Raw genomic sequence first — 20889 nt, forward strand, 5'->3', positions numbered from 1 at the left:
GTTGCGTCCTCTCAGCGTGGGAAACACGACATGGCAGGATCTCTGGTCAACCACATCAGAACCGCGGCCTTGCTGTTGTTCGCCGCCGAATTCTGGAAGCGTCTGGCCGCCGGGCTGAAGGTGCTGTTTGCCACGATATGCAGGCTGCTGTGCCGGCTGGCCAAGGGCCAGCGGCTGCCCAGCCCGGCGCAGAACGATTGCTGCATCCAGCTACCGCCCGACATCTACAAGCGCGCCGATCCTCTTCTCTATGCCCAGTACTATCTGATGGCGCAGGGGCTCGCGGTCACCTGGGACAATCCCGACATCGACATTTTCGACGGCACCCTGCCGGTCAGCGGCGCGCTTCAGCCAGCACATGCATATCGCGTTCGCGTGCGCGTCTGGAACGGGTCCTATGACGCCCCAGCGGTGGGCGTCGGGGTGGCACTATCCTACCTGTCATTCGGCGCCCAGACCATTTCCCGTCCGATCGCCAACGTCGCCATCAATCTCGGAGCCAAGGGCACGATCGATTGCCCTGCCTATGCCGAGTTCAGTTGGACCACGCCCGCCACCGGCGGCCACTACTGCCTTCAAGCACAGCTTTCCTGGGGCGATGACGCCAACCCCAGCAACAACCTTGGCCAGAAGAACGTCAACATTGCCGAGATGCGCTCACCGGCGAAGTTCGTCTTCAGCGTGCGCAACGAGGCCTCGGTCGTCCGGCGTTTCCAGATCGAGGCGGACTGCTACGCTCTGCCGAAGCTGCGGCCATGTATCCCGCCACGCGGCCAGGGTCGAGACGAGCGCACGGACACCCCACAGCCGCGGCTCGCCGAAAGCAAGGCGCGCTGGGCCGAGGCCCTCGAGGAACAGGCGTATGGCCGGTTTCCCGTGCCGGACGACTGGTCGGTCAGGATCGTCCCAAGAACGCTTTTGCTGCAGCCCCGCCAGCTGACCGAGATCGCTGTCGAAATCGAACCGAAGGACACCGCGTTCCGCGGCTCAAAGACCTTCAACGTCCACGTCTTCACGATCGGCGAGAGTGGATCGCGCACCATGACCGGCGGCGTGACGCTCACCGCCACGAAAGGCTGAGGCGCTCCGATGGCTTACAAGCACTATACGAGCTGCTTTCTCTATCCGGTCGGTGGCAAGCCCTACAACGAGGACGATCGGCTGGCTTTCCTCGCCGGCCAGGCGCTGCAGATCATCGTGATCACCGGGTTGGCGGCCGCCTTCGGCCTGCTGCTGGGGCCGGTCGGTGCGGCACTTGCCGCGGCAATCGCATTTCTGGCGTCCGCCACCGCGACGATCGACAAGGCCGCCGGGGAATGGCTCAACCACCGCCTGGTCTGCCTCGACAAGGACAATCCGAAATGCGCCATCGGCATCGTCTCCTACAATCCGTTCCGCAGCGATCTCGGCGCCTTCGACAACGACCAGTATTTCGACGTCATACTGATGCCGCATCCGACGACGGAAATTCTCAACGCCGAGACCAACGAGGCGGCCTTGGCGGCGGCCAATCGCTACAATGCCGACGGCACCGTCGCGGCGGAATTCGCCGCCAGCGTCGCGGCCCATCCGGCCAACGATATTCTCAATGACGGCTTTCAGGGTCATGAGCTGCTGCTGCCACGCGACGACCTGAAGACGGATCTGGGCTACGCACCGGCCGACGATCATGCCCGCTGGGGCCTGCACTGCGAGGCCGAGGGCGACTTCTGGATCAAGATGCGCCAATGGGCGCCGGCCATCGTCATCCTGCTGACGGCGGCCCTGGTCGTCACGGTGGCCGCGGCGGCCGCCGGCGCCAGTGCCGGAGCGGCTGTCGGCTGCGCCATAGGATCGTTCTTCCTGGGTGCGCTGGGCTGCGCCATCGGCTCGTTCCTGGGAGGATTGCTCGGAGCGGCCATTGGCGGCGCCATCGGCGGAGCGGCATCCTATTTCGGCGGGGTCAAGCCGGTCCTGCAGGGATTGTTCAACTGGAACCCCGGCAATGTCGAGGACGCCAATGTTGGCGACAAGGCGCTCGGCCCCATCAGGATGGGCGATCATGTCGCCGTCCTCGGCGAACATGTCTATGACGGCTACCACAAGGGCTGGCACGAGTTTCATCCGCTGATGGCGGTGGTCAAATTCGATGCGGCCGCCAGTGTCGACGCGAAACACTATCTGCAGTGGGATCCGGACTTTGCCGACACGGGGACGGTTCCGCCCAAACCGCCGGGCGAGACCACCGACCTGACCGCGCAGGATATCCGTGACGGGCTTGGCAGCGCGGCGTTCCGGACGCGCTGCGACAATCTGCGCAGGACCTGGTGCGCCATGCTGAACGAAGCGTTCGATCCCGAGACCAAACGAACACAGCAGGGGCTGGACCAGCGGTGGACCATTCATCCGATGGTCGATGGCTGCATCCCGCAGGAGCAGCCACCAGCCCCGCATATCGGGTGATGCCATCGGCGTCCGACACGCGAAACCGTGATGATGCCCGTCGTCTTTCAATCTTGACTAGTGCATTCATGAATTGGTACTCGGACGCACCCCAGTGCGGGACAACCCGAGGAGTACCCTTATGAAATCCCCCCTTCTTGCCCTTGCCAGCGTAGCCGCGCTTGCAATCAGCCTCGCCGCTGGTCCGGCGACGGCCGAAGATGCCGGCATCGTCGTCTATAACGCCCAGCATGAAAGCCTGGCGAAGGAATGGGCGGAAGGGTTCACCAAGGAAACGGGGATAAAGGTCACATTGCGCAACGGCGGTGACAGCGACTTCTCCAACCAGATCGTCGCCGAAGGTGCTGCCTCGCCCGCCGACGTGTTCCTGACGGAAAATTCGCCGGCCATGGTGCTGGTCGAGAATGCCGGCCTGTTCGCGCCGGTCGACGCCGATACGCTGGCTCAAGTCCCGCAAGACTATCAGGCCACCAGCGGCAAATGGGTGGGCGTGGCCGCGCGCAGCACCGTGTTTGCTTATAACACCACCAAGCTCAAGACAGACCAGCTGCCCAAGTCGATGCTCGATCTCGCCGACCCGAGCTGGAAGGGCCGCTGGGCGGCTTCGCCTTCCGGCGCCGATTTCCAGGCCATCGTGAGCGCTTTGCTGCAGCTCAAGGGCGAGCCCGCCACGGCCGACTGGCTGAAGGCGATGAAGGAGAACTTCACCGCCTACAAGGGCAACAGCACCGTGATGAAGGCGGTCAATGCCGGTGAGATCGAAGGCGGCGTGATCTACCACTACTACTACTTTGGCGATCAGGCCAAAACCGGCGAAAACTCCAAGAACGTCGCGCTGCACTACTTCAAGAACCAGGATCCGGGCGCTTTCGTATCGGTTTCCGGCGGCGGCGTGCTGGCCTCAAGCAAGCATCCCAAGGAAGCCCAGGCCTTCCTGAAATGGGTGACCGGCAAGGGCGGCCAGGACGTTCTGAAGAACGGAACCTCCTTCGAATACGCGGTCGGCAAGGGCGCGCAGTCCAATCCGAAGCTGGTGCCACTGGCCGACCTGCAGGCGCCGAAGGTCGATGCCACGACGCTGAACTCCAAGAAGGTCACCGACCTGATGACGGCAGCCGGCTTGCTTTAGTTGCCGTTCTTCCTAATAAGGACGTCAGATCGTGCTCCCGCGGGAATTCACCTTTCGCGGGAGCGTTTTGTTTCGAGATGCATTCGTCCATGACGACACGCTTCGTTCCTGACCGCGACCGTGGTCCCATGATTGCCTCTGCCGCGTCGCAACGGTATGGCGCCTGAACTGATGCAGTCCGCGGTCGATCTCGCGCGTCCCGGCCTGCCGTCCAAAATGCGTCGACGGGCGCAGCGGCGGGCGGCGCCTTGGCTTGTCGCCGCCGCCATATTTGTCTCCTTGCTGGCGCTGCTGCCGCTCGCTTTCATCATCTGGGTCGCGGTGCAGACCGGCTGGGAGACGGTCTCGGCACTGGTCTTTCGGCCGCGTGTCGGCGAACTGCTGGTCAACACCGGCCTGCTCGTCCTGCTGGCGGTGCCGATCGCCATCACCTTGTCGGTTACGCTTGCCTGGCTGACGGAACGCAGCGACCTGCCCGGTGCCCGGCTCTGGTCCTGGCTCTGCGTGGCGCCGCTCGCCATCCCCGCTTTCGTGCACTCCTATGCCTGGATCACCCTGGTGCCCGGGCTGCACGGCCTGTGGGCTGGCGTGCTGGTGTCCGTCATCGCCTATTTCCCTTTCCTCTATCTGCCGGTGTCGGCGGCCCTGCGCCGTCTCGATCCCGCTCTCGAGGACGCGGCCGCGGCACTTGGCCATGGACCCTGGCGCGTGTTCTGGCGCGTCGTGCTGCCGCAGCTCAGGCTCGCAATATGCGGCGGCTCGCTGTTGGTCGGCCTGCATCTGCTGGCCGAATATGGCCTCTATGTCTTCATTCGCTTCGACACCTTCACGACCGCGATCGTCGATCAGTTCCAGTCGACCTTCAACGGCCCGGCCGCCAACATGCTGGCCGGCGTGCTGGTGACCTGCTGCTTCGTGCTGCTCGGCCTCGAAGTGCTGGTCCGCGGCGAGGAGCGTTATGCCCGTGTCGGCTCCGGTGCCGCGCGATACCAGCAACGAATGAACCTCGGCCGCGCCACCCTGCCCAGCTTGCTGCTGCTCGCCGTCACCACACTGCTGGCGCTTGGCGTTCCGTTCGTGACCATCGGGCGCTGGCTCGCCGCCGGCGGCGCCGATGTCTGGCGCTTCGACGAGATCGGCCTGGCACTCGGCCAGACGCTGTTCCTGTCCCTCGCTGGCGCCCTGCTTGCCACTGTCGCGGCCATGCCGATGGCCTGGATCTCTATCCGCGCGCCGGGTCCGTTGCAGCGCTTGCTCGAGGGATGCAATTACATCGTCGGCTCGCTGCCCGGGGTCGTGATCGCGCTGGCACTGGTCACCATCACGGTGCGCATCGCACTGCCGCTCTACCAGACCTTGTTCACTATCCTGGTCGCCTATGCACTGATGTTCCTGCCGCGCGCGCTGGTCAGCCTGCGTGCATCGATCGCGCAAGCGCCGGTCGAGCTCGAACGCGCCGCGTCCAGCCTCGGCCGGCGGCCGCTCCATGCGCTGTGGTCGACGACGATCCGCCTGTCGGCGCCCGGTGCGGCGGCCGGCATGGCCCTGGTGGCGCTCGGCATCATGAACGAACTGACCGCGACCCAGATGCTGGCGCCGAACGGCACCCGCACACTGGCCATGGCGTTCTGGTCCTACAGCAGCGAGATCGATTACGCCTCGGCGGCTCCTTACGCCTTCATCATGGTGGCGATGTCGCTGCCCCTGACCTGGCTGCTCTACGTCCAGTCGAAGCGGATGGCAGGACGATGAGCTTTCTCGAACTCGGTAATCTGCACAAGCACTACGGCCCGGTAGCCGCACTGGCCGGCGTCAACCTGAACGTCGCCAGCGGCAGCCGCACGGCGATCGTGGGACCTTCCGGCTGCGGCAAGACGACCTTGCTGCGGCTGATCGCCGGCTTCGAGGCGCCTGACCAAGGCCGCATCGTACTCGACGGGCAGGTGCTGGCCAATGGCGGCGCCGCTGTCCCGGCGCATCGCCGCGGTATCGGCGTGGTGGCGCAGGACGGCGCTCTGTTCCCGCATCTGACCATCTCGGACAATATCGGCTTCGGCATGGCACGGGACGACGACAAGCGCGCCGAGCGCATCGTCGAACTTGCCTACATCGTGGGACTCGACAAGGCGATCCTTAAACGCCGCCCGCACGAGCTCTCCGGCGGCCAGCAGCAGCGCGTGGCGCTAGCCCGGGCCATGGCGATGAAGCCGCGGCTGATGCTGCTCGACGAGCCGTTCTCGGCACTCGACACCGGCCTGCGCGCCTCGATGCGCAAGGCGGTGGCCGAACTTCTGGAGGCGGCCGGCATCACCACCATCCTGGTGACGCACGATCAGGCCGAGGCACTCTCCTTCGCCAGCCAGGTGGCGGTAATGCGCGATGGGAAATTTTCCCAGGTCGGCACGCCGCGCGAGCTCTATCTCAAGCCAAAGGACAGGATGATCGCCGAGTTCCTCGGCGACGCCATCATCCTGCCGGCGAGCATTTCGGGCGGCTTCGCCAGTTCGCCGCTGGGCCGCATCGCCGTCGACGCGCCGGACAGCCGTGATGTCGCCCGCATCATGCTGCGGCCGGAGCAGATCGGCCTGAAACGCACCTCGCGCGAGGGCATGTCGGGCACATCGGACATGCCGTTCGGCGAGGTAACGGAATCGGAATTCGCCGGCTCGACATGCACGATCGCGGTACGGCTCCTGAACAATTCCGATCCGCCCGACGCCGCGGCCATCGGCGGCACGCCGCTGATCCTGCGCAAATCCGGCATGGACGCGCCGGCGGTCGGCGAGATCGTGCGGCTGACCGTATCGGGCAAGGCGCACGTCTTTGCCTGAGCCCGACGATTTTAAGCCCTTGAACCAAAGCGAAGTGGCAAGCTCACGCCGTGATGCGTTCGCCGGTTTCGGCTGAATAGATCGGCCATTGCTCGATAAAATCGCAACCGTGCACCACCACGCACGCGTTGGCGCTGTCGATGAGGATGACGGCGTAGGACGGCGGCGCTTGTTCGACGATCTCGCTCGATCGCTCGAGAGCAAGCTCGAAGCGGGCATGCAGGCCGCGCTGCGCCGAGAACGGGATGCCGGCAACGGTGCCGGCAATGTCGCGATGGACATGGCCGAAGAAGATATGCCGGACGTTGCCATGGCCCCGCAACAGGCCGAGCAACCGCTCGGGCTGTTGAAGCGCCAGCGGATCGAGTTGAGGCAGGCCGAGCGCGACCGGCGGATGATGCAGGAACACGTAAGCGGGCCGGCCGCCCGACTGTTCCAGCCGGGCTTCGAGCCAGGCAAGCCGCCTCTCGCACAGTTCGCCCTCGATGCGCCCTTCCGCCAGGCAGTCGAGAAACAACAGCACTTCGTTGCCGGTATCGTGGACCGACTGCACGAAGCCGTTTTCGTCGACCGGAACGTCGGGAAACGCGGCGATGAGATTTGCCCGCCGGTCATGGTTGCCCGGCAGCAGCCTGTACGGCACCGACAGCGTGGTCAGGGCAGCGCGCAGATCGGCATAGCTCCGCGGCGCACCGGTCTCCGTCAGGTCGCCGGTGAAGACGCAAAGCGCGGCGTCGGCGTGATGCGCATTGATGTGCGCGATGCACTGATCCAGCCGCTGGTGCAGGTCGGCTCCATAGCGGCGCTCACCTTGCCGACCGAGATGCACGTCGGTGACCTGGATGATTTTCATGTACGTCTCTTTGGCGGCGCGCGTGCTGGAAATCAAAGCGCTGGCTCTGGCACCGAAGCCTTGAAGACATCGAGACGGGTCCCTGTCTCCGACGAGAAGAAGTGCATGTCGTCAGGCGAGATCTTCAGCCCGACGGTGCTGCCGGGCTCGGGGTGAACGGGCTCCGAGGTCATCACCGAAAACGGCGCGCCGTCGAGGTCGACATAGATCACCCGCCCCGCGCCCAATTCCTCGACCAGGTCGACAGTCGCATCGAGCGCGCCCGGCGTTTCCGGCGCCACCAGCCGCACCGCCTCCGGCCGGATGCCCATCGCCACTTTCGTGCCGACCGGCAGGCCGGCGCGAGCCATCGCCAGGCGCCGGCTGCCGCCGAGCAGCGACAATCCGTCGAGTTCGGCGGTGCCTTCGAGGATGTTCATGGCCGGCGCGCCGACGAAGGTGGCGACGAAGCGGCTGGCCGGGCGGGTGTAGATTTCACCTGGCGTGCCGACCTGTTCGACCCGTCCCCCATTCATCACCACCAGTCGGTCGGCCAATGTCATGGCCTCGACCTGGTCGTGGGTGACGAAGACGGAGGTGGCATTCAGCCGGCGATGCAGCTTGCGGATCTCCGAGCGCATCTGCACGCGCAGCTTGGCGTCGAGATTGGACAGAGGCTCGTCGAACAGGAACACCTTCGGCTCGCGGATCATGGCGCGGCCCATGGCGACGCGCTGCCTCTGGCCACCCGAAAGCGCCATCGGCTTGCGGTCGAGCAGTTGCTCGAGTTCCAGCGTGCGGGCCACCGCCTGGATGCGCTGGTTGCGCTCGGCCGAGGGAACACCGGCGACTTTCAGCGAATAGCCGATGTTCTGGGCCACGCTCATATGCGGATAAAGCGCGTAATTCTGGAACACCATGGCGCAGCCGCGCTCGCGTGGCTCGAGTTTGTTGACCACCGTGCCGTCTATGGCGATCGTGCCGTCGGAAATTTCTTCCAGCCCCGCGATCATCCTGAGCAGCGTGGACTTGCCGCAGCCGGACGGCCCGAGGATGACGACGAATTCGCCCGAGGCAAAGTCGAGATCCACGCCGTGCACGACCTGCGTCTTGGCATAGTTCTTCTTGACGCCGCGTATTGCGATGGAGGCCATTTTTTGTCTCCTTGTTACTTCTCGGTGGCGATCAGGCCGCGCACGAACCAGCGCTGCATCAGCACCACGACGATCATCGGCGGCAGCATAATGATGAGAGTGCCGGCCATGGCGATATGCCACTCCGGAGTGCCGCCGACATTGGGGATGAGCTGCTTGAGCTCGGTCACCGCCATCGCATGCGACTGGTCGGTGGTGATGAGCAGCGGCCATAGATACTGGTTCCATGCCCACAGGAACATGATGGTTCCGAGCGCCGCCATGTTGTTGCGCGACAGCGGCAACAGGATATCGATGAAGAAGCGCAGTGGCCCGGCGCCATCCATGCGTGCGGCTTCCGTCAATTCGTCCGGCACGGTCAGGAAGAATTGGCGATAAAGGAACGTCCCGGTCGCCGTGGCGACCAGCGGCAGAATCAGGCCGGGATAGGAGTTGAGCAGCCCAACGCTGAGCTGGACCTGCACGCCCGAAACCGTTTCGATCAGCCAGCTCAGGCCGGTCGCGTCCAGGATAGCCTGATACGGCTCGAGCACGTTGGCGACCACCGCGTAGGTCGGCACGATGCGCACTTCAAGCGGCAGCATCAGAGTGATGAAGATCAGCCAGAAGATCAGCGTGCGGCCGGGAAATCGGAAGTAGACGATCGCGAAGGCGGTCAGCGCCGAGACGATCACTTTGCCTGCGGCAACGCCGGTCGCAACGATGAAGCTGTTCAGCAGCTTGGGACCAAGGTCGGCCGTCACCCAGGCGGTCTTGATGTTGATCCAGAAATCGCTGCCCGGCAGCAGCGACATCGGCACGTCGTTGACATCCCTGAGATTATGCGAGGCCGCGATCGCCACGATGGCGAACGGCGCCACGCAGAAAACGAAGCCGACGAACAAGATCAGGTGCGTGAAAAAATTGAGGAACGGGGTGCGCTCGACCATATCAGTCTCACCTGTAATGGACGCGCCGCTCGATGAAGCGGAACTGGAAAATGGTCAGCACGATGATGAGCAGCATCAGGATGATGCTCTGCGCGGCGGCACCGGAGTAATCGAGGCCTTTGAAGCCGTCGGAGTAGATCTTGTAGACCATCAGATTGGTGGCATTCGCCGGCCCACCGGACGTCATGATGTCGACGATGCCGAAGGAATCCTGGAAGCTTTCCGTGATGTTGATGACAAGCAGGAAGAAGATGGTCGGGGTGATCAGCGGAAACTGGATGTCCCAGAAGCGCCTCATGACACCAGAGCCGTCCATCGCGGCGGCTTCGATCAGGGAACGCGGGATCGCCTGGAACGCGGCGAGGAAGAAGATGAAGTTGTAGCCGACATACTTCCAGGAAAAGGCGATGATGATCGAAGCCATGGCGTCGGCGCCGTCCAGGCCGGGATCCCAGAAGCCGGGCCAGACCTGGTTGACGACGGCCATGAAGCCGGCTTCCGGCGCCAGGATGAAGCGGAATGCCAGCGCCAGGGCGGGCGCGGCGATGCCATAGGGCCAGATCAGCACCACGCGATACAGCCATGAGCCGGCTAGCTGGCGGTCGGTGAGCGCGGCGAGCACGAGCGCGACGAACATCGCAAGCCCGGTGCTGATGCCGGCAAAGACAAGGCTGGCGGTGATCGAGTTCCAGTAATCGGCGTTGGCCAGGATCGAGCGGAAATTGTCGAGACCGACCCAGATGTTGCCGCCGCCCCAGGGCTGCTGCAGCGTCAGCGACCAGTATACGGCCTGGCCGGCAGGCCAGTAGAAGAAGGTGAAGATCAGCAGGAGCTGCGGCACCGCGAAAAGAATGCCGATTGTCCAACTGCCGAAAGTGACGCGTTTTTCCATCGGTCCGCCGTTGCCGCAGGGTGGTCAGCTTAAAGCAAGCGAGAGATTAATAACGAAATGCCCGCCCGTCGACCCAGGCATGATCCCGAAAACTGGAAACCGGTCTTCGGGATCATGCTCAAATGGGTCGGCGGGCGGTCTGGGAAATCCCTGGATCAGGGCAGGGTCTTGCCTGGATATGTCTGCTGGAAGCGGTCGAGGATGGCGTCGCCGTTCTTGACCAGCGTGTCGAGACCTTCCTGCACGGTGACCTTGTTGGCGAAGATCGCTTGCATCTGGGTGCCGAACTCGGCGCGGATCTGGGTGAAATTGCCCAGGCGGATGCCGCGGGTGATTTCGGTCGGCTCGGAGGCGGTCAGGCTGGCGATCGCGACTTCGCGGCCCTTGTAAGGCGCCTTGTCGTAAAAGCCCTGGCCCTTCATGTAGTCGAAGCCCGACTTGGTCACCGGGATGTAACCGGTGTTGGTCGACCAGAACAGGGCGGTCTTCGGATCGTGGATGAAGTTGAGGAACGCGGCCGCGCCCTTGTATTCAGCATCCGACTTGCCGGAGAGAACCCACAGCGATGCGCCGCCGACGAGCGAGTTCTTGCGCTCCGTGCCGGCATAGACGGGCAGTTCGGCGACGTCCCAGTTCATGCCTTCCTTCTGCGTACGGCCAACCGTGCCGTGATCGCCGACCGAGGTCAGGATGACCTGGCAGGTGCCGGTGGCAAAGGCCTGGACCATATCCTGGCCGAGATCCTTCGACTTGATCTTGATCAGGCCGGCATCATACCACTTCTTGAGGTCGGTGACGTACTGCACGAACTTGGTCTTGTTGACTTCGAGGCGGGCGTCGAGGCCGTCATAGCCATTGTTCTTGGTAGCGATCGGCTGGTTGTGAATGGCGGAGAACTGCTCCATCAGCTGCCAGCTTTCATTGGCCGAGATGTTGATCGCCATCGGGCATTCATAGCCGGCGTCCTTCATTGCCTTGAGGTCGGCGCCGACGTCTTCCCAGGTCTTCGGCGCCTCGGTCTTGCCGATCTTGGCGAAGGCGTCCTTGTTCCAGTACATCAACGCCGTAGACGAGTTGAACGGGAAGGACAGCATCTCGCCTTTCGAGGTGGCGTAATAGCGGGCGATGCCTGGGAAATAATCGGCGTAGTCGATCTTGTAGCCGTTTTCTTCCATGAGCTTGTCGGCGGGCTTGTAGGCACCCGACAGCATCATGGTGGCGGTGCCGACGTCATAGACCTGAACGACGGTGGGCTGCTTGCCGGCGCGGAAGGCGGCAATGGTGTTCTGCAAGGTGGCGTCGTAATTGCCCTGGCTGGTGCAGACGACTTCATAGTCCTTCTGCGAGGCGTTGAAGTTCTTGCACAGCGTGTCCACGACCCGGGCGAGATCGCCCGAAAGACCGAACCAGAAATCGAATTTTACCGGTTCCGCGAAGGCAGGCATCGCCAGCGCGGAGCTGAGCACGCCAGCGGCAAGGGCAGCAAAGCCCCGCTTGATGATCGTCATGATTTCTTCCCTCTTGAATGACTGTTGACAAGGGTCTTGCGCAAGTCCTTGCCCGCTCTCTTAGAGAAGGTATGTGACAGTTCTGTTGTGGCCTCCCGGGCCTGTGCACAGCTGGTCTTTCCTCCCCTCCGGCGGATACAGCGGCATGAAAACGTCACACCGGCGCCTTAGGTAGCTAGGGCGACTGCCAAGGACGTAAAGGCCGTCATTGTTACCCGGCTAAAGGGGATGATAAAATGCTGGTGAAGCAGCTGACGCACGTGCCCATTACCGACAGGCAGGCGATGCGCGAAGGCCCGCGCGACAGCGCCACCCATTTGCGGCATGCAGCCGCCATTCCGGCTCTTGGCCAGATCGAAATCGGCGGCAAGGCGTCGCGCGCGAACGTCGGCGAGGCCTTGAAGGTGGTGGCCTGGAACGTCGAGCGGCTCCGTCATGTCGATGCCATTGCACGAACGCTTGCCGGGCAGGCCCCCGAAATCGTGCTGTTGTCCGAGGTGGACAAGGGCATGGCACGCTCCGGCAACGGCCATCCGCTCAGCGTGCTTGCCGACCGGCTCGGCCATGCCTTCGCCTATGGTGTCGAGTTCGTCGAACTCGCTGGCGGCAACGAGGCCGAGCGCATGGCAACCGGTGAAGCCGCCAACGCGGAAGGCTTTCACGGCAATGCCGTGACCAGTGGCATGCCGTTGCTGCGACCCTTCCTGGTGCGCCTGGACGCCGCCGGCGGCTGGTTTCGGCCGGAGCGCGGCCAACCGCGCATCGGCGGACGCATGGCGATCGGCGGCCAGGTGCGCATCGGCGACCGCAGGATGACGGTCGTCTCGGTGCACCTTGAAAACCGAACCGATCCGGCTGGCAGGGCAGCTCAGACACGCAAACTCCTCGACGCGATCGACAACTATGATGCGCAAGCGCCGGTACTGCTCGGCGGCGATTTCAACACGCTGACGGCAAGCCACGAGGAGCGCCATGACGACCCACGGGCGTGGATGGCTCGGGTCATGGCCGAACCGGACCGGCTGATCCATGCCGAGCGTCACGAGCCGCTGTTCGCGGCCCTTGCCGAGCGCGGCTATGATTGGCAGGCCGCCAACAATTTGGACCTGCCCACCCAGCGTCGGCCCGCCGGCACCCCGGTTGGCCGAATCGACTGGTTCTTCACGCGGGGCCTCGCGGCCAGCGCGCCGGCGGTTCTTCCGGCGGTGTTGCCGGATGGCAGCCCAAGCTCGGATCATGACGCCCTGACAGTGACCGTCCGCCTGAAATAACCGTCGTCTTCAATCGATGCGGCTGACCTAGCTTGTGCTCTTGCGGTCAGCTTGCGCCGCAAAAGCACGCTATGGTTGCAGGCGGCTTTATCGATCCTTCAACAGCCAAGCATTAATCAGTCATATTTCTTTCTTTATTTCCTGCGGGCCAGGGGGAATAAGATGCTGACGGTCTATAACTGCATCGTGAACCAGCACGATCTGAGGCTGGTTGCACTGGCAGCGCTGATTTGTGGAATTTCCTGTTTTTCAGCCGTCAATCTTCTTCATCACATAGGTCGCTCGACGGATCGAAATCGGCTTGCCTGGCTGACGATCGCCTCCACCTCGACCGGTTTCGGCATCTGGGCAACGCACTTCATCGCCATGCTTGCCTTCACGCCGGGAATCCCCAACGCCTATGATCCCGGACTTTCAGTACTCTCGCTCGCTGGCGCGGTGGCGGTTACGGCGGCCGGCATGTGGGTCGCCACCTTGCGCGACGAGCTTGATTACCATCTGGTCGGCGGCGCCGTTCTGGGCGGCGGTATTGCCGCCATGCACTACATCGGCATGGCGGCATTCGAGGTCGAGGGCCGGATCGAATGGAACCTGCTCCTCGTCGCCGTCTCCTTGCTGGCCGGCGTGACGCTCGCGGCGCTGGCTTTGCGCGTCGTCCTGCGCGGCTCGTCGCTGCCTGCGACGCTTGCCGGTGCGGTCTTGCTGACGCTGGCAATCTGCGGCCTGCACTTCATCGCCATGGCTGCCGTCTCGATCTTCCCGGATTCCTCGATCGCCATATCCCAACACACCGTCGCACCGACCTCGCAGGCCTTCGCCGCCGCTGCGGCCACTCTGGTGATCCTGGTGCTTTCGGCCACCGCGCTGTGGATCGACCTTCGCTTCCGCCGCCAAAAGCTTGAGGTCGACCGCATGCACGGCTTAGCCAACGCCGCGGTGGAAGGCCTGATCGTCTGCGATGGCAATCGCATCGTCAGTGTCAACGACAGCATGGCCAGGCTGACCGGCATGGTCGCCACGACACTGAACGGAAGGGAACTTGGCGACCTCTTCGATGAGCGCACCGCATCCGACCTGATCAACTTCCAGGGACAGCCGTGGGAGGCGGAACTAAGCAATCGCGACGGGATGAGAATTCCCGTCGAACTGATCGCCAGAAGCATCGACTATTGCGGCAAGCCTCACAATGTCGTCGCCGTCCGCGACATTCGCGAACGCAAGAAGGCGGAACAGGAAATCCTTCGCCTCGCTCATTTCGATCCGCTGACGGGGCTCGCCAACCGCCGTAGCTTTTCCAGCCGGCTTGATACCGAAATCGCCGCCACGAGCCGAGACGCAAAAGCCGGCAAGGGCGCGAGGGGCGGGCATCTTGCGCTTCTGCTGCTCGACCTCGACCGGTTCAAGGAGGTGAACGATCTTTATGGGCATGGCGCCGGCGACGCGATGCTTCAGAAGGTGGCGAACTGTGTCTCCGGCGTTCTTCGCCACGGACAGATGCTGGCGCGCCTGGGCGGCGACGAATTCGCCATCATCGCCCCCAACCTGCCCGACCCGCAGGCGGCGAGCCGGATCGCCGACGCGGTGCTCGCCGCGATGCGCGAGGAGAACCGGCTCTCGGCGGGTGGCGGGCTGGTATCGGGGAGCATCGGCATCGCGCTCTATCCGCTGGACGCGGAAGACCAGGCCAGCCTCATCAGCCATGCGGATACCGCGCTCTATCGCGCCAAGACCGAAGGCAGGGACACCTATCGCTATTTCGAGGCTTCGATGGGCGCCGAGGCTCGCGACAAGCGCGTCATGGAGCACGAACTGCGCCAGGCAGTAGCGCGCGACGAATTCTATCTCGTCTATCAGCCGCAGAAGGAGATCAGCAGCGGCAAAATGGTCGGCTTCGAAGCCTTGATCCGTTGGCGGCATCCCGAACGCGGCGATGTTCCCCCGTCCATATTCATTCCGCTGGCGGAGGACAGCGGCGCCATAGGCCAGATCGGAGATTGGGTGCTGACGGCAGCGTGCCGGGAGGCCGCCAGCTGGGAAAATCCACTGACGGTGGCCGTCAACGTCTCCGCGGTGCAGTTGCACAATCCGAACTTCAGCCGAAAGGTGCACGAGACCTTGCTCAAGTCCGGTCTCGCGGCAGCCAGGCTGGAACTCGAAATCACCGAGACGGCGCTGGTGAAGGACATGCCGCGCGCGTTGGCGAGTTTGCGACAGGTCAAGGCGCTTGGCGTGCGCGTGGCCATGGATGATTTCGGAACCGGCTATTCCTCCCTCTCCAACCTTCGCGCCTTCCCTTTCGACAAGATCAAGATCGACGGTTCCTTCATCAAGTCCGTCGACACCAACGGCCAGGTTGCGGCGATCGTGCGCGCCGTGCTCGGGCTGGGGCGCGGCCTGGGTCTGCCGGTGCTGGCGGAGGGCGTCGAGACGCTCGGCGAGTTGAAGTTCCTCGACGCCGAGGCCTGCGAGATCGGCCAGGGCTATTATCTCGGCAAGCCGGCGCCGATCGAGGCGTTCGGAGACCTGACCGGCCACGGCAAGCGTGTTCGGGCGCGAGGCGCCGACCGCCAGGATGGCAGCCTCGTATTGCTCAAGCCGAGCGTACGCTCGGCCTAGAGCTCTTTGTTTTTACGCAATTCCGGACGGAGAACCGTTACACACTATCCTGGAGGTGCTCTGGCTCACGACCCGAGCGCCGTCTCGACCAGCCGCTTTGCATCGGGGCCCGCCCATTCGGCTGGACCGTTCATGTGGGCGATCAGGCAGCCTTCGCCGTCGATCAGCATGGTGACGGGCAGGCCGAGCGCCAGACCGCGCGTCTTGAGGTCGTTGAACAGTGTCATCGTCGAATCGCGGTAGTAGCCGAGCGTGTGCACACCGGTATCGGCGAGAAACTTCTTCGGTTTCACGTCGTCGCCGGCATCGACGTTGACGGCGACGACCTGAAAGGCGTCGCTGCCTTTCTCCTTTTGCAGCGCATCGAGCGCCGGCATTTCGGCACGGCAGGGCGCGCACCATGTGGCCCAGAGATTGAGCAGCACGGTCTTGCCGGCATGATCGGCGATCGTCATCGGCTTGCCGTCCGGACCGTGGAAGGCGAGGCTCCTCATCGACTGCGGCGGATCGGCCGGCAAAAGTGCCGCGACCTCGCCGGTGGCCGCGGCCGCGACCTTCTTGGCGCGATCGCTCTTGGCGGCGCAGGCGACATCGTCCTTGCTGTCGCCGGCGGCTGTTTGGGGCGCGGCGTTGTTGCCAGACCGGCTCTCGCTGACATATACCGCGACCGCGCCGGCCAGCGCTCCCGCCACCAGGGCGGCGAGGATCAGGCGCCGGGCCGGGAAAAATCTGTTTCCGTCTGCCATATTCTCAAACTGCTCCGAAGCACGGGTTATAGCCATGAGCGACAAGAAGACCAGCAACCAGATGTGGGGCGGACGATTTGCCTCGGGTCCGGCCGCGATCATGGAAGCGATCAACGCGTCGATCTCGTTCGACCGCAAACTCTACGCGCAGGACATAAGAGGCTCGATCGCTCATAGCGAGATGCTGGCGCAAACGGGCATTATTTCGGCGGCCGATCAAGAAAAAATCGCTCACGGTCTGAGCACGATCCTGAAAGAGATCGAGGGCGGCAGCTTCGAGTTTTCGACGCGGCTGGAAGACATCCACATGAACATAGAGGCCCGCCTTGCCGATCTCATCGGTCCGGCGGCCGGCCGGCTGCACACGGCTCGCTCTCGCAACGACCAGGTGGCCGTCGATCTGAGGCTCTGGGTCAAGGACGAATGCTTTCGTGTCGCCGAGGCGTTGAAAGGCTTGATCATGGCCCTCCTGGCGCGAGCCGAGGAACATGCGGCGACCGTCATGCCGGGTTTCACCCACATGCAGGCGGCGCAGCCGGTCACTTTCGGCCATCATTGCATGGCCTATGTCGAGATGTTTTCGCGCGACCTGTCGCGCGTGCGCGACGCCATCGAACGGATGGACGAAAGCCCGCTGGGTGCGGCCGCCCTTGCCGGCACCAGCTTTCCGATCGACCGCCACCAGACCGCGAGCGCGCTCGGCTTCCGCGAGCCGATGCGCAATTCGCTGGACAGCGTCTCGGACCGCGATTTCGCGCTGGAATTCCTGGGACTGGCGGCGATATGCGCCACGCATCTGTCGCGGCTGGCGGAAGAAATCATCATCTGGTCGACGCCGCAATTCGGCTTCATCAGGCTGTCGGACAGCTTTTCGACCGGCTCCTCCATCATGCCGCAGAAGAAGAACCCCGATGCCGCCGAACTGGTGCGTGGCAAGACCGGGCGCGTCACCGGCCATCTGGTCGGCCTGCTGACAGTGATGAAGGGCATGCCTTTGACCTATGGCAAGGACATGCAGGAAGACAAGGAATCGGTGTTCGACGCGGCCGAGACGCTCGACCTGATGCTGGCCGCGATGACCGGCATGGTTGCGGACATGACGGTCAATGCCGCGGCGATGAAGAAGGCCGCCGGCTCCGGCCACGCCACCGCGACCGACCTTGCCGACTGGCTGGTGCGCACGCTCGGCCTGCCGTTCCGCGAGGCGCATCATGTAACGGGCCGGGCGGTGGCGCTGGCCGAAGAGAAGAAGCTGAGCCTGGAAAAGCTTGCGCTGGTGGATCTGCAATCGATCAACCCAGGCATCACTTCCGACATATTCTCGGTGCTGGCGGTGCAGAACTCGGTCAAGAGTCGCACCAGCTTCGGCGGCACCGCACCGTCGGAAGTGAGAAAGCAGATCCGCTATTGGAAAAAGCGTCTCGCCAAGGCGTAATGCCGGATATCGCGATCAGCAATATCCGGGGTGCAATGCACCGAGAACTCGGCTAAAAGCAGCGGCGGACAGAGAGTTTCGGACGGATGGATCGATGACCGGAAGCAGGATTTTGGTGACGCTGACGCTGCTTGCGGCGCTTGCCTCCGTGACCGCCTGCGGCCGCAAGGCGGGCCTGGACACGCCCTATGAGGCGGCTGTCCAGGCACGCAAGGATGCCGAGAAGGCCCACCAGCCCGTGCCGCCGGAACCGGAAAAACCGGTCGTGGACAAGAAGTTCATTCTCGACCCGCTGATCTAGCGCCGGTGAAGGCGGGATTGGTCTTGTCCAAACCCGATCGCATCGTGCCTCAACTTCCGGAACCACACTCGTGAACCATTTCGACTACCGCGATGGCGTGCTGCATGCCGAGGACGTGGCGATCCCTGATATCGCCGCACAGGTCGGCACGCCGTTCTATTGCTATTCGACGGCGACCCTGACCAGGCACTACCGTGTCTTCGTCCAGGCCTTTGCCGGGCTCGACACACTGGTCTGCTACGCCATGAAGGCCAATTCCAACCAGGCGGTGCTGCGGACCTTGGCCAAGCTCGGCGCCGGCGCCGACGTCGTCTCGGAAGGCGAATTGCGCCGGGCTCTCGCCGCAGGAGTCCCGGCCGGCAAGATCCTGTTCTCGGGCGTCGGCAAGACCGCCCGCGAAATGGACTTTGCGCTCCAAGCCGGCATTCTCTGCTTCAACGTCGAATCCGAGCCGGAACTCGAGCTGTTGTCGGCACGTGCCGTGGCGCTCGGCAAGGTGGCGCCTATCTCGCTACGCATCAATCCCGATGTCGACGCCAAGACCCACAAGAAAATCTCAACCGGCAAGGCTGAAAACAAGTTCGGCATTCCCTGGCAGCGGGCGCGCCAGGTCTATGCCCGCGCGGCAACGCTTCCGGGCATTAAGGTCACCGGCATCGATACCCATATCGGCAGCCAGATCACCGAGTTGCAGCCCTTCGACGACGCCTTCGCCCTGCTGGTCGACCTGGTCGGAGCGCTGCGCGGCGACGGCCACGCCATCGAGCATGTCGATCTCGGCGGCGGTCTCGGCATTCCCTACCGCGTCGACAACAACCCGCCCCCCTTGCCCGACGCCTATGCCCAGATCGTCCGCAAGCATGTCACCAAATTGGGTCTCAAGGTGATGTTCGAGCCGGGCCGGCTGATCGTTGGCAATGCCGGCATCCTGGTCTCGGAAGTGATTTTCGTGAAGGAAGGCGACGCCAAGAATTTCCTCGTTGTCGACGCTGCCATGAATGACCTGATCCGGCCGACGCTCTATGATGCCTTCCACGAGATCAGGCCGGTCGTGCAGCCGCCGGCCGACGCGCCGCGCATGATGGTCGACGTGGTCGGCCAAGTCTGCGAGACCGGCGATTATCTCGGCCTCGACCGCGACCTGCCCCGGCTGATGGCGGGCGATCTCGTCGCCGTTTCCACCGCCGGCGCCTATGGCGCGGTCCAGGCCGGCACCTACAACACTCGCCTGCTGGTGCCGGAGGTGCTGGTCGACGGCGACCGTTTCCATGTCGTGCGTCCGCGCCCGACCTATGACGAGCTGATCGGGCTGGATTCGGTGCCGGACTGGCTTGCGTAAGCCGCCCTGCCGCGACGCTATAACCCGGTTCTGCGCTATAACCGGTTCTGGATGAGTGCCCTTGCGTCGGCGATCCTGTCCTCGTCGCGGCGGTAGAAGGTCCATTGCCTGATGCGCTTGGTTCTGAGCAGGCCGGCCTGGACGAGCACGCGCATATGCTCGGAAAGCGTCGCCTGAGTGATGCCGAGCTTCTCGGCGATCAGCAGCGCGCAGACGCCGTCCTCGACCAGATCGCCATCCGCCTGTGCCCGGAAATGCGCACGTGGATTCTTGAGCCAGTCGAGAATCTGCAGTCTGCGCTCGTTGGCGATCGCCTTGAAGACATCAACCTCTTGCATTTAGCCATTTTGCCAAGTTACTAATTGCTGTCAATCCCAAGGAGATTTTGATGTCGCAGGGCAACGTCGTCACACGCGGACGCATCGCCGCGATGGAACCGCGCATCCGCCCCTATATCAGGCACACACCGGTTCTGCGCGTCGACATGGCCGACTTCGATCGGGGGCCATTGGCGATCGACCTCAAGCTCGAATGCCTGCAGCATTCCGGCTCGTTCAAAGCCCGCGGCGCCTTCACCAACCTCCTGGAGCGGCCGGTTCCCGAGGCCGGCGTCGTCGCCGCATCGGGCGGCAATCATGGCGCTGCCGTCGCCTACGCCGCCATGCGGCTTGGCCACAGAGCAACCATCTTCGTTCCCGAAGTGAGCCCGCAGGCCAAGCTGGACCGCATCCGGGCCTATGGCGCCGACCTCGTTGTCGGCGGCGCCCGCTATGCCGAAGCGCTGGCCGCCAGCGAACGGTTCGCCGAGGAAACCGGCGCCTTGCAGATCCACGCCTTCAACCAGGAGGAGACGCTGGTCGGCCAAGGCACTCTCGGGCTCGAAATCGAAAGCGATCTGCCTGAGATCGACACGCTGCTGGTCGCCGTCGGTGGTGGCGGCCTGATCGGCGGCATCGCCGCCTGGTATGCCGGCCGCATCCGCATCGTCGCCGTAGAGCCCGAGGGTGCGCCGACGCTTCATCGCGCCTTCGAGGCCGGCCATCCGGTGGACGCGCCGGCGGAAGGCATCGCCGCCGATTCGCTGGCGCCCAAGCGGGTCGGCGAGATGATGTTCCCGATCGCCGAAGCCTTCGTCGAACGCTCCATCCTGGTCAGCGACGACGACATCATCGCCGCCCAGAAGGCGCTCTGGAACCGCGTGCGCATCATCTCGGAGCCGGGTGGTGCCGCCGCCTTTGCCGCGATCCTGTCCGGCCGCTACGCGCCGACACCGGGCGAACGGGTCGCCGTGCTGGTCTGTGGGGCCAACGCAAACCCCGCCAATTTCTGATTGCAACCATTTCGGCAGGCTTCACGTTTTCTCAAACTGCCTCGCCTTTGCCGTGTTTACTGGTATTCTTCGAGTCGTGAGGCTTGGGCTATCCCGTCCGCCTCGCCGCATGATCCCGAAAAATAGAATCCAAG

At 63.7% G+C, this 20889-nt stretch carries 18 protein-coding genes; 11 read left to right on the forward strand and 7 right to left on the reverse strand.

Annotated elements, in window-relative coordinates; genetic code table 11:
* Positions 1-30 precede the first annotated feature (30 nt).
* The 5 genes from LB571_RS25985 to LB571_RS26005 all read left to right on the forward strand — a co-directional run bounded on the left by LB571_RS25985 (position 31) and on the right by LB571_RS26005 (position 6402).
* Positions 31-1080 carry a hypothetical protein gene (locus tag LB571_RS25985; RefSeq protein WP_140720256.1) on the forward strand — a complete coding sequence of 350 codons (1050 nt, stop codon included), beginning with the start codon at positions 31-33 and terminating at the stop codon, positions 1078-1080.
* A gap of 9 nt (positions 1081-1089) precedes the next feature.
* On the forward strand, positions 1090-2442 hold the full coding sequence (locus LB571_RS25990; RefSeq protein WP_224599148.1) for a hypothetical protein: 1353 nt from the start codon (positions 1090-1092) through the stop codon (positions 2440-2442).
* A 121-nt stretch (positions 2443-2563) separates the two neighbouring features.
* Complete coding sequence (locus tag LB571_RS25995; RefSeq protein WP_224599151.1) at positions 2564-3571, forward strand: iron ABC transporter substrate-binding protein; 1008 nt, start codon at positions 2564-2566, stop codon at positions 3569-3571.
* Positions 3572-3742: 171 nt separating this feature from the next.
* Positions 3743-5323: an ABC transporter permease gene (locus tag LB571_RS26000; protein WP_411961375.1), complete on the forward strand. Its 1581-nt coding sequence runs from the start codon at positions 3743-3745 to the stop codon at positions 5321-5323.
* Positions 5320-6402, forward strand: coding sequence for an ABC transporter ATP-binding protein (locus LB571_RS26005; protein ID WP_224526232.1), 1083 nt, complete (start codon positions 5320-5322; stop codon positions 6400-6402). The genes LB571_RS26000 and LB571_RS26005 overlap by 4 nt, the downstream gene beginning before the upstream one ends.
* Before the next feature lie 43 nt (positions 6403-6445).
* Here the strand turns inward: LB571_RS26005 and LB571_RS26010 are convergent, their stop codons facing one another.
* From LB571_RS26010 to LB571_RS26030, 5 genes are all read right to left on the reverse strand, one after another.
* Positions 6446-7255, reverse strand: a complete 810-nt coding sequence (locus tag LB571_RS26010; protein WP_224599153.1) for a phosphodiesterase — start codon at positions 7253-7255, stop codon at positions 6446-6448.
* 32 nt (positions 7256-7287) lie between these two features.
* Entirely contained in the window at positions 7288-8388 is a 1101-nt protein-coding gene (locus LB571_RS26015) for a sn-glycerol-3-phosphate import ATP-binding protein UgpC (RefSeq protein ID WP_224599156.1), read from the reverse strand.
* A gap of 14 nt (positions 8389-8402) precedes the next feature.
* Positions 8403-9317, reverse strand: coding sequence for an ABC transporter permease subunit (locus LB571_RS26020; RefSeq protein ID WP_140662826.1), 915 nt, complete (start codon positions 9315-9317; stop codon positions 8403-8405).
* Positions 9318-9324: 7 nt separating this feature from the next.
* A complete protein-coding gene (locus LB571_RS26025) occupies positions 9325-10209 on the reverse strand; it encodes a carbohydrate ABC transporter permease (RefSeq protein WP_015315549.1) in 885 nt (294 codons plus the stop codon).
* Between the two features lie 155 nt (positions 10210-10364).
* A complete protein-coding gene (locus LB571_RS26030) occupies positions 10365-11717 on the reverse strand; it encodes an extracellular solute-binding protein (protein ID WP_224599160.1) in 1353 nt (450 codons plus the stop codon).
* A gap of 236 nt (positions 11718-11953) precedes the next feature.
* Between LB571_RS26030 and LB571_RS26035 the strand changes: the two genes are divergently transcribed.
* Complete coding sequence (locus LB571_RS26035) at positions 11954-12988, forward strand: endonuclease/exonuclease/phosphatase family protein (protein ID WP_224599169.1); 1035 nt, start codon at positions 11954-11956, stop codon at positions 12986-12988.
* 162 nt (positions 12989-13150) lie between these two features.
* A complete protein-coding gene (locus LB571_RS26040; RefSeq protein WP_224599171.1) occupies positions 13151-15604 on the forward strand; it encodes an EAL domain-containing protein in 2454 nt (817 codons plus the stop codon).
* A 65-nt stretch (positions 15605-15669) separates the two neighbouring features.
* Here LB571_RS26040 and tlpA read toward each other — a convergent pair whose 3' ends face one another.
* On the reverse strand, positions 15670-16350 hold the full coding sequence (gene tlpA / locus LB571_RS26045) for a thiol:disulfide interchange protein TlpA (RefSeq protein WP_224599173.1): 681 nt from the start codon (positions 16348-16350) through the stop codon (positions 15670-15672).
* Between the two features lie 34 nt (positions 16351-16384).
* On the opposite strand from tlpA, the gene argH reads away from it, so the two are divergent.
* From argH to lysA, 3 genes are all read left to right on the forward strand, one after another.
* Entirely contained in the window at positions 16385-17785 is a 1401-nt protein-coding gene (argH, locus tag LB571_RS26050; protein ID WP_224599174.1) for an argininosuccinate lyase, read from the forward strand.
* Positions 17786-17879: 94 nt separating this feature from the next.
* Positions 17880-18086: a lipoprotein gene (locus LB571_RS26055; protein WP_015315543.1), complete on the forward strand. Its 207-nt coding sequence runs from the start codon at positions 17880-17882 to the stop codon at positions 18084-18086.
* A gap of 70 nt (positions 18087-18156) precedes the next feature.
* Entirely contained in the window at positions 18157-19425 is a 1269-nt protein-coding gene (gene lysA / locus LB571_RS26060; RefSeq protein WP_140662834.1) for a diaminopimelate decarboxylase, read from the forward strand.
* Positions 19426-19460: 35 nt separating this feature from the next.
* Here the strand turns inward: lysA and LB571_RS26065 are convergent, their stop codons facing one another.
* Entirely contained in the window at positions 19461-19763 is a 303-nt protein-coding gene (locus LB571_RS26065) for an ArsR/SmtB family transcription factor (protein ID WP_015315541.1), read from the reverse strand.
* Positions 19764-19813: 50 nt separating this feature from the next.
* Here LB571_RS26065 and LB571_RS26070 point away from each other — a divergent pair, with 50 nt between their 5' ends.
* Entirely contained in the window at positions 19814-20755 is a 942-nt protein-coding gene (locus LB571_RS26070) for a threonine/serine dehydratase (protein ID WP_140662836.1), read from the forward strand.
* Positions 20756-20889 lie beyond the last annotated feature (134 nt).

The sequence above is a fragment of the Mesorhizobium sp. BR1-1-4 genome (assembly GCF_020165375.1).
GTDB lineage: Bacteria > Pseudomonadota > Alphaproteobacteria > Rhizobiales > Rhizobiaceae > Mesorhizobium > Mesorhizobium australicum.